The organism is Halobellus limi (assembly GCF_004799685.1).
GTDB lineage: Archaea > Halobacteriota > Halobacteria > Halobacteriales > Haloferacaceae > Haloquadratum > Haloquadratum limi.
Genome location: NZ_CP031311.1, coordinates 568,221 through 580,568 on the forward strand (window position 1 = coordinate 568,221; position 12,348 = coordinate 580,568).

The 12,348-nt window shown below is 69.7% G+C and carries 15 protein-coding genes; 5 read left to right on the top strand and 10 right to left on the bottom strand.

Annotation, left to right across the window (positions count from 1 at the left end; genetic code table 11):
* Nucleotides 1-7: 7 nt before the first annotated feature.
* Genes DV707_RS02880 through cbiT form a run of 10 tightly spaced genes read right to left on the bottom strand, consistent with a single transcriptional unit; the run spans nt 8 to nt 8,027 of the window.
* The gene (locus tag DV707_RS02880) at nt 8-379 is read right to left on the bottom strand and encodes a DUF3209 family protein (protein ID WP_103990703.1); all 372 of its coding nucleotides are present in this window, start codon (nt 377-379) and stop codon (nt 8-10) included.
* Nucleotides 380-1,624, bottom strand: a complete 1,245-nt coding sequence (locus DV707_RS02885; protein ID WP_103990702.1) for a CbiX/SirB N-terminal domain-containing protein — start codon at nt 1,622-1,624, stop codon at nt 380-382.
* A complete protein-coding gene (locus DV707_RS02890) occupies nt 1,621-2,337 on the bottom strand; it encodes a cobalamin biosynthesis protein (protein ID WP_103990701.1) in 717 nt (238 codons plus the stop codon). Before DV707_RS02890 ends, DV707_RS02885 begins: the two co-directional genes overlap by 4 nt.
* On the bottom strand, nt 2,330-2,635 hold the full coding sequence (locus tag DV707_RS02895) for a ferredoxin (protein ID WP_103990700.1): 306 nt from the start codon (nt 2,633-2,635) through the stop codon (nt 2,330-2,332). Before DV707_RS02895 ends, DV707_RS02890 begins: the two co-directional genes overlap by 8 nt.
* Nucleotides 2,625-3,716, bottom strand: coding sequence for a precorrin-3B C(17)-methyltransferase (cobJ, locus tag DV707_RS02900; RefSeq protein ID WP_103990699.1), 1,092 nt, complete (start codon nt 3,714-3,716; stop codon nt 2,625-2,627). The genes DV707_RS02895 and cobJ overlap by 11 nt, the downstream gene beginning before the upstream one ends.
* A gap of 2 nt (nt 3,717-3,718) precedes the next feature.
* Nucleotides 3,719-4,681 carry a precorrin-3B C(17)-methyltransferase gene (locus DV707_RS02905; protein ID WP_103990698.1) on the bottom strand — a complete coding sequence of 321 codons (963 nt, stop codon included), beginning with the start codon at nt 4,679-4,681 and terminating at the stop codon, nt 3,719-3,721.
* 2 nt (nt 4,682-4,683) lie between these two features.
* Entirely contained in the window at nt 4,684-5,670 is a 987-nt protein-coding gene (cbiG, locus tag DV707_RS02910; protein WP_103990697.1) for a cobalt-precorrin 5A hydrolase, read from the bottom strand.
* A gap of 13 nt (nt 5,671-5,683) precedes the next feature.
* Nucleotides 5,684-6,550 carry a cobalt-precorrin-4/precorrin-4 C(11)-methyltransferase gene (locus DV707_RS02915; protein WP_103990696.1) on the bottom strand — a complete coding sequence of 289 codons (867 nt, stop codon included), beginning with the start codon at nt 6,548-6,550 and terminating at the stop codon, nt 5,684-5,686.
* Nucleotides 6,547-7,410: a cobalt-factor II C(20)-methyltransferase gene (locus tag DV707_RS02920; RefSeq protein ID WP_103990695.1), complete on the bottom strand. Its 864-nt coding sequence runs from the start codon at nt 7,408-7,410 to the stop codon at nt 6,547-6,549. Before DV707_RS02920 ends, DV707_RS02915 begins: the two co-directional genes overlap by 4 nt.
* Nucleotides 7,407-8,027 (bottom strand): precorrin-6Y C5,15-methyltransferase (decarboxylating) subunit CbiT, encoded by a 621-nt coding sequence (gene cbiT, locus DV707_RS02925; protein ID WP_103990694.1) that lies wholly within the window; start codon nt 8,025-8,027, stop codon nt 7,407-7,409. The genes DV707_RS02920 and cbiT overlap by 4 nt, the downstream gene beginning before the upstream one ends.
* A gap of 148 nt (nt 8,028-8,175) precedes the next feature.
* On the opposite strand from cbiT, the gene DV707_RS02930 reads away from it, so the two are divergent.
* The 5 genes from DV707_RS02930 (at nt 8,176) to DV707_RS02950 (ending at nt 12,333) form a co-directional block, all read left to right on the top strand.
* The gene (locus DV707_RS02930) at nt 8,176-8,988 is read left to right on the top strand and encodes a DUF7839 domain-containing protein (protein WP_103990693.1); all 813 of its coding nucleotides are present in this window, start codon (nt 8,176-8,178) and stop codon (nt 8,986-8,988) included.
* 151 nt (nt 8,989-9,139) lie between these two features.
* Nucleotides 9,140-9,778 carry a hypothetical protein gene (locus tag DV707_RS02935; RefSeq protein WP_103991244.1) on the top strand — a complete coding sequence of 213 codons (639 nt, stop codon included), beginning with the start codon at nt 9,140-9,142 and terminating at the stop codon, nt 9,776-9,778.
* Nucleotides 9,779-9,798: 20 nt separating this feature from the next.
* Nucleotides 9,799-10,407, top strand: coding sequence for a hypothetical protein (locus tag DV707_RS02940; RefSeq protein WP_103991243.1), 609 nt, complete (start codon nt 9,799-9,801; stop codon nt 10,405-10,407).
* Nucleotides 10,408-10,584: 177 nt separating this feature from the next.
* Nucleotides 10,585-11,130 carry a DoxX family protein gene (locus tag DV707_RS02945; protein ID WP_103990692.1) on the top strand — a complete coding sequence of 182 codons (546 nt, stop codon included), beginning with the start codon at nt 10,585-10,587 and terminating at the stop codon, nt 11,128-11,130.
* A 171-nt stretch (nt 11,131-11,301) separates the two neighbouring features.
* Entirely contained in the window at nt 11,302-12,333 is a 1,032-nt protein-coding gene (locus DV707_RS02950; protein ID WP_103990691.1) for a threonine aldolase family protein, read from the top strand.
* Nucleotides 12,334-12,348 lie beyond the last annotated feature (15 nt).

Below are 12,348 nucleotides of genomic sequence, written 5' to 3' on the forward strand. Positions count from 1 at the left end.
CCGATCGCTACTCCTCGACGGGGAACGTCTCGTGCAGCACGTCGTGTGCCTCGCCCAGTCCGTCGAGGACGCTCTCGCCCTGAGCGGTCAGCCTGTGCACCGCGCGCTCGGCGTCGCGGACGGCCACGAGCCGCCCGCGGACGTAGCCGTACTCCGGGTCGTCGGGATCGGTCGCGGCGACTTCCGCCTCCAGATCCACGAGCGCCGCGTCGAGGTGTCGCTCGATCTCCGAGAGCGTCTCCGCGTTCGCGAGGGCTTCGATCGGGCCGTCGAGGTGGCCCTCCAGTTCCTTCTCTGCGTGCTCGCGCGCGTTCCGATCTTCGGTTCCGAGCACGTTCATCAGTCCGAGTCGTAGCGCTTCGATTTCGTGACAGCTCATTTATAACACTTGGTCGACGAGGTCCGAGACGATGCGGTCCCGATCGAGGTGGGACGAGACGATTCGCTCCGCGTCGCTCCCGTCGACGCCGCCGTACCAGACGCCGTCGGGGTAGACGGCCACCATCGGGCCGTCGCCGCAGCGCCCGAGACACGACGAGCGCGTGATCCGGGCGTCGCAGGCGTCGGAGTCGCGCGCGGCCTGCCGCAGCCCTTCGAGGACGGCCGGCGCGCCGTCGGCGGCGCAGGTCTGATTGGTACACACCGCGACGTGTTTCGCCGGCGCGTCGTGCGCGTGCGGCTCTTCGTCGACGTCGTCGCGGTCGGCGTGTGACTCCCGGTGGGTCAGCGCCCGCAGCGTCGCTCTCGCGCCGCCGACGTCCTCCTCGTAGCCGTCGAGTTCGACCTTGTACTTACAGGTGTCACACGACATGTCCACGCTCTCGGTCCGAGCCTCCTGCCAGCGGTCGCCGAGGACGTCCAGCAGCCGGCTGTCCGTTCCGAGCGGATCGCCGGCGGCCGCGTCGACGTACGGGTACTCGTCGTCGAACTCGGCGGCTCCCTCGCGGATCCGCCCGGTGAGGACGCCGTCGCCGAGCATGTACGGGAGGACGACGACGGCGTCGGGCCGGTGTTTGGCGGCGGCGTCCAGCGCCTCCTCCAGCCGCGGCTCGGTGATCCCGACGAAGGCCGTCTCGACGCGGTCGAACTCCCGTCCCTCGTACAGGAGTCGGGCGAGTTTGTGCGCGTCGCTGTTGGCGTCCGGGTCGCTGGACCCCCGGGCGCAGAGCACGACCGCGACGTCGTCGGTCTCGCGATCGACGCCCAACTCGCCTTCGACGGCCGCCGCCCGGTCGTCGAGCAGGTCGACGAGCGCGGGGTGGACGCCGAGGTGTGCACCGTTCCGGATCGCGACGCCGGGGTGTTCGTTCCGGGCCCGCTGGACCGCCAGCGGGACGTCGTTCTTGACGTGGCTCGCGGCGAAGAGCGACAGTTGCACGACGCTGATTCGCGAGACCGTCGCCGCGAGGCCGGCGATCGCGTCGGGTATCGAGGGCTTCGCGAGTTCCAGGAAGCCCGCGTCGACCGGCAGCCCGAGCCGGCTCTCCAGGTCGGCCGCGAGCGTCCGGACCTGTTCGTTCGACTTCTCGCGGCGGGAGCCGTGACCCGCCAGCAACACGGCCTCGTCGTCGAGCACGCCGGTGTCGTCCCGCGCGTCCGGCGCGGCTCTGGCGTTCGCGGTCATCCGGAGAGCTCGCCCACCTCGCTCCCCGTGGCGCGCTCGACGCTCCGGCGGAGTTTCCCCCGCCGCGCCGCCGAGTACAGCCCCGAGTCGTCGCTGCCGCTGTACACCCACCGCGCGAAGGCCGCCGCGTCCGCGTCGTCTGCCAGCCCGAACCAGTGGCCGCCCGACGACGTCGCAGAGAGGTCGTCGGTCGGGACGTCCGGCTCGGCCGCATCGAGCAGCGAGCGAACGGTCCGGAGCAGGGCCTCGTCGTCGTGGACGAACGACACGCCGACCGACTCCGCGGACTCCCGGAAGCAGACGGTGCCGCAGGCCTCGAGGACCCCTCGAACGAGCTGCGGACGGTGGTCGGCGAACGCGTCGAAGCGGTAGCCGCCGGGCTGACCGTCGATCGGCAGGCCGAGTGCGGCCGCCGCGCGCTCGGCCGGCGCGCCGAACACCTGTAACTCGTACTCGTCCTCGAAACGGACGATCGAGGCGTCGTGCGCCGACTCGCGGGCCGCGACCCGGTGGTCGTGGTCCGTCCGACCCGCCCCGGCGACCGCCGCCAGCGCGTCGGCCGCCGTCTCGTCCCCTGCTCGGACGGTCACGCGATCCCGTGTCAGTTCGCCGTCGCCGGCGACGCGCCCCCAGAAGTACGCCGTCGTCGTCGCCGCCGCGAGCAGGTCGTCCACGGGCTCCGGCGTCGTCGCCCCCCGCTCCGCCTCACTCATCGTCGCCCTCCGTCAGCACGTCGATGGCGTCGACGGGACAGGCGCGGGCGGCCTGTTTCGCGTCCGCGAGTCGGTCGTCCGCGAACGAAACGAGGAGTTCGTCGCTCCCATCGGCTCCGCCGGTGGCAACGTCGCCTCCGTCGCCCCCTTCCCGTCCGCCGCCGGTCGCCAGGCGGTCCGACGTCTCGACGGTCGCCAACCCGTCCGACGCCTCGACGAACCGATCGTCGCGCACGAGGCAGGCGAAGACGCCCTCGCACGCCTCGCGGTCGAGGCGAACTCGGTACTCAGTAGTCATACTTGGACTCGTAGCCGCGGGGGGTCACCATCCGGTCGTCCCAGACGTACGTCTCCTCGTTGCCGACGAGGATGGTCGTCGTCATGTCGACGAGGTCGGTCTCGCCGAGTTCTTCTAACTCCCCGAGCTCGACGATGTCGACTTCCTCGTCGTCGCGACCCGCGCCGTGGACGATCCCGACCGGCGTGTCCGGCTCGCGGTGCTCTAAGAGGATCTCACAGCACTTCCGGAAGTTCTCCCGGCGCTTGCGGCTCCAGGGGTTGTAGATCGCGATGGTGAACCCCTCCTTCGCGGCCGCGTGGAGCCGCGACTCGATGGTCGGCATCGACGTCAGGTGGTCCGACAGCGAGATGCTGACGGTGTCGTTCACGAGCGGCGCGCCCAGCCGCGCCCCGCAGGACTGGGCGGCCGGGACGCCGGGGACGACCTCGAAGTCGACCATACTCGCGGTCGCGCCCTTCGATTCGAGGATCTCAAGCGCCAGACCGGCCAGCGCGTAGACGTTCGGATCGCCGCTGCCGACGATGGCGACGTCGTTGCCGGCGAGCGCCCGGTCGATCGCCTCCTCCGTTCGCGAGACCTCGCCGCACATCGGCGTGTCGTACAGCTCCTCCGCGGACTCGGTGACCTCGTCGGGCAGGAGGTCGACGTACGTGGTGTAGCCGACGATGTGCTCGGCCTCCAGCAACGCCCCGCGAGCCCGCTGGGTCATCCCTTCCGGCTGTCCGGGACCCAGTCCGACCGCGACGAGTCGTCCGGGGTCGGCGTCGAAGTCGTCGACGGTGGACTCGACCTTCTCGTCGGTCTTCGATTGCTTCGACCCGCCGCACTTCGAACCGGACGACGAGGAGGAAGCGCCACACGTCGAGGAGGTCTCATCGGCGCTTCCCGACGCTCCCGAGGCGCTCGCGACGCCGCCGTCGGTCGTCGCGTTCGCGGTCGACGCGCCGCACTTTGTCTCGCCGTCCGTATCCGTGCTACTCGCACCGCACTCGCTCTCGTTTCCGGTAGTCGTCCGCTCGCTGTCTGTCGCTGCCTGTTCGACGTCCGTACTCGGCTCTGTGGTGTCGTCCGTGTTCATTGTCAGAAGTCGTCGACGTCACGCCCGCCGCGCGGGGTGACGAGGTGTTTCTTATACCGGTTCTCCCAGACCGCCGTCTCGTGGTTGCCGATCAGGATCGAGGTGCCCATCCCGCCGACCTCCTCCTCGTACTCGTCGGCCTCGCCGAGGGTGGTGATCGTGTGGGTCTCGTCGTCGCGGTTCCGGCCCGCGTCGCCGCGGCCGGCGTCGTTGAAGATCCCCACCGGAACGTCGTCGGCGCGTTCCTCTCGGACGACGTCGATGGCGCGCTGGTAATCGCGCCAGCAGTTGTACAGCACGATCACGAACCCGCTGATCGCCGCGGCGCGGAGCTTCTCCTCGATCTCCTCCCACCCGCGCCACTTGTCCGACAGCGAGACGGTACAGAAGTCGTTCGACAGCGGCGCGCCGAGGTTCGCCGCGCCGCCGAGCGCCGCCGTCACGCCGGGGACGACCTCGATCGGGACGTCCTCGGCGTCCTCCGCTTCGGCCATCGTGAACAGCAGGTCGCTCTTGCCGTAGACGTTCGGATCGCCGCCGGAGACGTGGGCGACGTCCTGGCCCGCTCTGACGCGCTCGAACGCCTCGCGGGCCAGTTCGACCTGCCGCCCCATCGACGAGCGGACGAGCGTCTGCCGGGTCCCGCCGGGTCGTTCGAGGACGGTTCCTCCCTCCGCGTCTTCCGTTCTCCCGCCGTCGGCCGCGGTGTCTCCCGCGCCGGCCGCCTCGACTTCGGCGCTCTCCGGCGGGAGCGTCCCGTCGCGTCGGAGGAACTCCTGATAGAGGTTCGAGGCGATCACGCAGTCGGCGGTCGCGACGACGTCCTTCGCTCGCTGGGTCATCGCGTGGGGGAGCCCGGGTCCGATCCCGACGACGTACAGCGTTCCCAGCGAGTCGTCGTCGTCGGTGCCCCCGCCCGAATCCGACGTCCCCGTGTCGGCGACGGCGTCGTCCGTCCCCGCCATTCTCACTGCCCCACCGCCACGGTCACGGCGTCGTCGAAGCGTTCTTTCTCCCGCGCGAGGTCGTGCTCGCGACCGCCCGCGATGGCCGACGCCTCGGCGATACCCGGCCAGCCGATGAGTTCCTTCGACCGCGAGGGCGAGGGGCCCTCGAACGCTTCGAGCGTCTCCCTCTCGAAGAGGACGACGCCGGAGCTGATCTCCTGGGCGGCCTCGTAGAGGCCCTCTTCTCCCTCTTTTCGGGTGCCGGTCGCGACGAAATCGACGTCGGAGAAGTCCAACCCCAGGTCGTCGAGGGCGGCCGCCCAGGCGTCGAGCACCTGCGACTTCTTCACCCCCGAGACCGTCCCGGTCCCGAGGACGACTCCCCGCTCCGAGTTCCGCTTGAGGACGGTGACGTCGTCGTCGACGAGGACGGCGCGGGGACCGTCGAGCCGCGCGACGGGACCGAGTTCCTCGTTCAGGACCGCGAGGTTCGTCGCGACCGTCGAGTCGCCGTTGACGACGTGCGCGTCCAACGCCTTCGCCTTGCTCTCGACGCCCTGTTTCCCCGCGGCCTCGCTCGCGGTCGTCATCGCGGGTACCGCGCCCAACTGCGAGAGGTCGTGAGCCACCTGATTCGCGCCGTGGTGCCCGCCCGTGATCGGGATGGCCCACGTGAGTCCCTCGTCGACGACGACGATCGCGGGGTCGTCCCACTTGTCGTCGAGCAGCGGCGCGGTCTTCCGTATCGCGATGCCGGAGGCCATCAGCCCGACGAAGCAGTCGTACTTGCCCCAGTGCTCTTCGAAGACGTCGCCGTGGTACTCGATTATGTCCACGCGTTCGTAGCCGTCGCCGATGCCGGCCTTGACCTCCTCGGCGACGTCGAGTTTCCGCTCGAAGCTGACGATCGCGATCTCCTCGGCCACCTCCCCGTCGGAGTCCGGCGTGGAACAGTGGCCGCTCGATTCGCCCGCGTCCGTCTCGGTGTCGTTCGTTTCCGTGCTCATAGTTCGGTCGTCGTCAGTCGTCGGCCTCGCTCTCGGTTCCGCCTCGGTTCGCCCAGCCGTCGTACAGGTACGAGCGCTCGTAGCCCGCCTTCCGCGCGGCGTCGCCGATGACGACCATCGCGGAGGCGCGGTAGCCCGCCTCTTCCAGCCGCTCGCCGATCGTCCCGATCGTGCCCTCGATGACCTCCTCGTCCGGCCACGACGCGTGGTAGACGACGGCGACCGGCGTGTCGGGGTCGTGGCCATCTTCGAGGAGCCGGTCCATCGTCTCGCCGACCGCGTGGGTCCCGAGGTAGACGCAGGTCGTCACGTCGCCCATCCCGACGAACTCGCCGATGTGGTCGTCCTCGGGGTCGAGCGTCTTCCCCTGCGGACGCGTGAACGCGACGTGGTTCGAGACGCCGTTCAGCGTGAGTTGCGTTCGGAGCGTCGCGCTGGCCGCGAACGCGGAGGTCACGCCCGGAACGATGTAGGTGGGAACGCCCTCGTGCTCCAGCGCGTCCATCTGCTCTACGGCCGCCCCGTAGACCGCGGGATCGCCGCTGTGGAGACGGACGACGTCGCGTCCCGACTCGTGGGCGTCTCGCATCAGCGGTACGAGTTCCTCCAGGTCCTTGCCGATGCTCGACACCTGCTCCGCGTCCGCGCAGTACTCCGCGAGGAGTTCGCTGTTGACCAGCGACCCGGCGTGAACCACGAGGTCCGCAGACTCGACGAGTTCCCTTCCGGTGACGGTGAGAAGCCCCGGGTCGCCCGGGCCGGCCCCGATGAAGGGGATTCCCCCCTGCACCTCGCCGGCGGTCTGCTCCTCGATTCTAGGGTCGCGTTCGTTCGCTCGCGCGGCCGACTCCGCGTCGATGGCCTCCTGCGGGTCGGTCATCGCGACGGACCCTCCCGGACCGCGTCGCCGCAGGCCTCGCCCTCCGCGCGCTCGACTGACGCGATGTCGGAGGCGGTCGCAGCGTCCGCGGTCGACTCCGCTCCCCAGTCGGTCTGTGCCGTCGGCTCCACCCCTCCGTCGGTGTGTGCCGCCGGCTCGGACTCGGTCTCCGCCCCGTCGTCGAACGCCGCGGTCGCCGGCCGCGGATCCAGTCCGCGCTTCTCCGCGTACGCGAGGGTGTAGTAGTCGCGGTCGGCGAGGGCCTCGGGGTCGTCGGTCACGACGGTCTCGCCCTGCTGCATGTACAGCCGACGACCGTACACGACGTCGTAGCCGGCGTCGACGAGTCCCTCGTGGGTCACGGGCACGTCGGTGACCTTGAACAGGACCATCCGGTCCGGACCGGTGGGGGACGCCCCGCGGGCGGCCTCGCGGAGCGCGATACTCGACCCCGAGGCGATCTCGACGCCGAGGGCGGTCGTGAAGGCCGTCACGGCGCTCACGCCGGGCACGACCTCGACGCCGACGTCCGGGTGGAACGCCGCGAGCGTCCGCCGCAGGTGGCCGAACGTCGAGTAGACGTTCGGATCGCCCAGCGTGACGAACGCCGCGGTGCCGTCGCGGGCGCGCGGCGCGATCTCCGCGGCGGCGGCCTTCCAGGCGCGCCGGAGCTCCTCCTCGTCGCGGGTCATCGGGAAGTCGACGTCGCCGATCCGCGCCTCCGGAACGTGCTCGGTCGCCACGGAACGAGAGAGGCGCCCGGGCGAGTACACGACGTCCGCCTCTTCGAGGACGCGACGGCCGCGCACGGTCACGAGGTCGGCGTCGCCGGGGCCGAGTCCGACGCCGTACAGGGTCATCGCCGTCCCCCGTCGACGCCGCGCGATGGCGACCGCCGCGAATCGGTGGGGCGCTCCCCGCCGTCGGCCGCGACCTCCCCGGCCCCGCCGACGAGCATATACACCGGGTTCTGGGAGTCGAAACTCGTCGCCCCGGCGAGTTCGTAGCCGTGGCTCACCTGGAACTGGACGACCTCCTCAAGGAGGTCGCGCTCCCGGAAGGCCTCGGTGGCCGCCCCGGCGACCTCCAGCCGCGAGACGTTCATCACGACGCGGTCGATTCGGTGCGCGGCCGCGTGGTCGAGGACGGCCTCGTAGTTCCGGCTGCCGCCGAGGAACAGGGCGTCGGCGTCCGTCGGCAGGCCTTCCGGCGCCTCGGACTCGCGGAGTTCGACGTTCCCGCCCGCATCGTTGGCGGCGAGGTTCTTTCTGGTCGTTTCGAGTCGGTTCGGCTTCCGTTCCAGCGCGGTGACCCGCCCGGCGCGCCGCGCGGCCTCGACGGTGACCGCGCCGGTGCAGGAACCGACCTCGACGAAGTGATCGGTCGGTTCGAGAGCGAGTTTACCGAGAAGTACCGCCCGAACCTCCGGCTTCGTCGGACCGGCCTTCGCGTCGTGCGGGAGCGAGACGTGCGCCATCGACGAATACAACTGTCGTAGGCCGTAAAACAATTTTGGTTGTTTTAGGAAAAGTTAGATTGGTAAAACCGGCCGCTCTCCCGGCCGAAACTCAATCTCGCACGGATTAAGGCAAAGTTACTTTACTTTCCGGTCCGGACACCCGGCAATGTCGAGGAACGCCGAGGACGCCGAGGAGTTCGGCGTTCTCCAGAGTAAACGGAACGCGACCCGCTATCAGATCCTCGTGCAGATCGCCGAGCGGCAACCGGCGGTCAACCAGCAGGAGATCGCCGACGCGATCGGCATCACCGCCCAGGCGGTCAGCGACTACCTCCAGGACCTCGTCGAACACGGCTACGTCAACAAGCACGGCCGCGGTCGCTACGAGGTGACCAAGGAGGGCGTCGACTGGCTGATCACCCAGACCGACGAACTCCGCGGGTTCGTCCGGCACGTCTCCGAGGACGTCATCGGCCAGGTCGAGATCGAGACGGCGATCGCGACGACGGAGATCGAGGAGGGAGAGACCGTCTCGCTGACGATGCGCGACGGCGTCCTCCGGGCGATGGCCGGCGACACCGGGAGCGCGACCGCGGTCGCGGTGACCGACGCGGCGGCGGGCCGGGACGTCGGGATCACGAACGTCGAGGGCGTCGTCGACTACGAGCTGGGGACCGTGACGATCGTCTCGGTTCCGCAGGTCCAGAACGGGGGGAGTTCGGCGGTGGATCCCGATCGACTCTCGAAGCTGGCCGCCGACCACGACCTGATCGCCGTCGGGGGCGCGGAAGCCGTCGTCGCGGCCGACGCGGCGGGGCTCGACCCGGACGTCCGCTTCGGCAGCAGCGCCGCCGTCCAGGAGGCGGCCACGAAGGGGCTCGACACACTCCTGTTGGTCTCGACCGACCTCCTCTCGGCGCACACCGACAAACTCCGAGAGCAGAACCTCAGCTACGAGGTCGTCGACGCAGCCGCGTGATGACGGTCGGACGGGCCGGCCTCGACGCCGCGTGAGCGACCGGCCGAGACGAATCGACTTCGCCGCCGCGTGGGCGACCGACGGTCTGACGGGTCGGCTCCGCCGACTCCGCCGCTGGGCTTATCTCTCGGGAGTGTCTGGACCCGAAGCGATGAACGACGGCGTCGGCGAACCCGGCGGTTCGAGGCTGACCGAGGTCGAAGACGCCCTCCAGCGGCTGTTCCGGGACGGTCGCACGAACGCCGTTCTCGCGTGGCTGCTGGTGGGCGTGCTCGGCACGGTGTTCGTCGAGAGCCTCCTCGACGTCGACTACGGCTGGATCCTGTTCGTCGGCGTCGTCGGGTTCGTCGTGCTGCTCCCGCCGGTCGCCCACCGCGAGTGGCGCGTGATGCTCCCCTGGGAACTGCTCGTCGTCGCCCTGTTCCCCATCCTCGTCCGCGGTCTCGTCGGCGGAACCGTGGGCACGTTCGCCACCTACCTCTCGCTTTCGGGGCTCGCGCTGCTCGTCATCGTGGAACTCCACACGTTCACGACGCTGCGAGTCACCCACTGGTTCGCCGTCGTGCTCGTCGTCCTGACGACGCTGGCCGCCGCTGCGGCCTGGACGATCTTCCGGTGGAACGCCGACCGGTTCCTCGGGACCTCCTTTCTCGTCGACAACGAGACGCTGATGATCGAGTGGCTGTACGTCACGCTCGCCGGCCTCGCCGCGGGCGTGCTGTTCGACGGCTACTTCAGGCGGCGCGATCGCCTGCTCTGGCGGGCCCTCCGCCGGGTGATCCGGCGATGACGCTCCTGCCCCGCCCGTCGATGGCGAACCAGCGGCGCATCACCCGTGGGATGCAAGTCGTCCTGCTCGCGCTCGTCGGCTACGGCTTCGTCGCCGGACAGCCCAAGGCGATCAGCAACGGCGGCATCGCACTGCTGATCACCTTTTTCCCCGCGCTGCTGCGGCGGAACTACGACTTCACGCTGGACTCGTGGCTCGCGCTGTGGATCACGACCGCGGTGTTCTTACACACGCTCGGCTCGGCCGGCCTCTACGGTCAGATCGACTGGTGGGACCACCTCACGCACGCGACGTCGGCCTCGCTCGTCGCGGCCGTCGGCTACACCGCCGCCCGCGCGATCGACCTCCACCACGACCGGATCCACATCCCGCGGCGGTTCTTCTTCGTGTACATCTTCGTGATCGTGCTCTCCTTCGGCGTCGTCTGGGAACTGTTCGAGTTCGGTCTCGACATCGCGGCCGACGCGACGGGGATGACGATGCCGCTCGCCCAGCACGGCCTCGACGACACCGTCCGGGACACGATGTTCAACTCCCTCGGCGCGCTCCTCGTCGCCATCTTCGGACAGGTACATCTGACCGGCGTCGCAGAGCGGATCCGAGAACGGCTCGTCGCCACGGGGGAGTGACCGCCCCACGCGACCGACGAGGTTGCGCTCTCCGGGTCCGACGGCCGACCGCTCGCGGAGAGAGCGACCCGAGCGCCGTGTGTATGGGACGCGTTCTCCCGATTTCTGAAAAATCGAGAACCATATTCCAGTTATAACCCCCGTCCGTGCAACTGTCCATCTGTAAGGTGAACGATTATGTCCACGAACCCAACCCAGACCTCGGCCGCTGAAACGACGTTCGGAAACGTCCTCGACTTCGACCTGCAGGGAACCCTCGCCGGCTACTGGATCGTCGCGCTGCGCGTGATCACCGGCTACTGGTTCCTCCACGCCGGCTTCACGAAATTCGCCTTCGTCTCGGGCGAGCCGTTCGACGCCAGCGGCTACCTCCTCAACGCCTCGGGCAGTCCGATCGCCGGCCTGTTCGCGTGGGTCGGTAGCACGCCGTGGATGCTCGAGTTCACGAACTTCATGATCCCGATGGGCGAGTTCCTGATCGGTCTCGGCCTCGTCGTCGGCGCGCTCGTCAGGCTGGCCTCGTTCTTCGGGGGCGTCCTGATGGTGTTCTTCTACCTCGGGAACGCCGACTGGGCGCACGGGCTGGTCAACGGCGACCTGATGGGCCTGATGCTGTTCGTCACGCTCGGGGTCCTCGGGGCGGGCCGCGTGTTCGGCCTCGACGCGATCCTCGAGAAGACCGAACTCGGCAAGAAGCGCATCGCGAAGTTCCTCCTCGGGTAGCCTCGAAACGTCCCTCCGATTTCCCCCGTCTCGTTCTCTCCGCTTTCTCCCGTCCCGCGCCGTCCGCTTTCTCTCGTCCTGTGCTACCGTTCTCTTCCGTCCTACGCCACTCTCGTTCCGTTCGGCGCCGCCGATCCGCGGATATTTTGCTTCAGCCGTCGAGGATCGAGTATGGCGATCGACCTTCGATCCGACACGGTGACGCGCCCCTCGGCGGCGATGCGCGAGGCGGCCGCAGGCGCGGACGTCGGCGACGACGTCTACGGCGAGGACCCGACGGTGAACGAACTGGAGGCCGCCGCGGCCGAGCGCGTCGGCACCGAGGACGCTCTCTACGTCCCGACGGGGACGATGGGGAACCAGATCGCGGCGCGCGTCCACGCCGACCGGGGCGAAGAGATAATCCTCGACCGCGAGTCGCACGTCTACTGCTGGGAACTCGGCGGCCTCGCGCAGCTCTCGGGGCTGCAACCCCGCCCCGTCGACGCGGCCGACGCCGTCCCGACGCCCGAACAGTTCGCGTCAGCGTACGTCGAAGAGAGCCTCCACCGCGCCGGCACGGGGCTGCTCGCGCTCGAAAACACCCACAACGGCCGCGGCGGCGTCGCGGTTCCCCCCGAGTCGATCTCGGTGGCCGCCGCGGCGGCCCACGACCGCGGCGTTTCGGTCCACCTCGACGGCGCGCGCCTGTTCAACGCCTGCGTCGCGCTCGACGTCGCCCCCGAGCGGATGGTCCGCGACGTCGACTCGGTGCTCTTCTGTCTCTCGAAGGGCCTCGGCGCCCCGGTCGGCTCGATCCTCGCCGGCGACGCCGCGTTCGTGGCGGAGGCGCGCCGCGTCCGCAAACTGTTCGGCGGCGGGATGCGCCAAGCCGGCCTGATCGCCGCGCCCGGACTGCTCGCGCTGGAGAACGTCGACCGGCTCGAAACCGACCACGAGAACGCCGCGGCCCTCGCGAGCGGCCTCGACGACGTCGACGGCCTCCGTGCTTCGGATCCGGACACGAACATCGTGCAGGTGTTCACCGACGAACTCGGCGTCGACGCCGAGACGTTCGTCGACGCCTGCGAGGAGCGCGGCGTCCTCGGCGGCGTCCACGGCCCGTACCTCACGCGCTTCTGTACGCACCTGGACGTGACCCGCGAGGACGTCGAAGCGGCCGTCGAGCGCGTCGCGGCCGTCGCCGCCGACCTCCGGGAGTGAGTTGCCGCGGTCGGA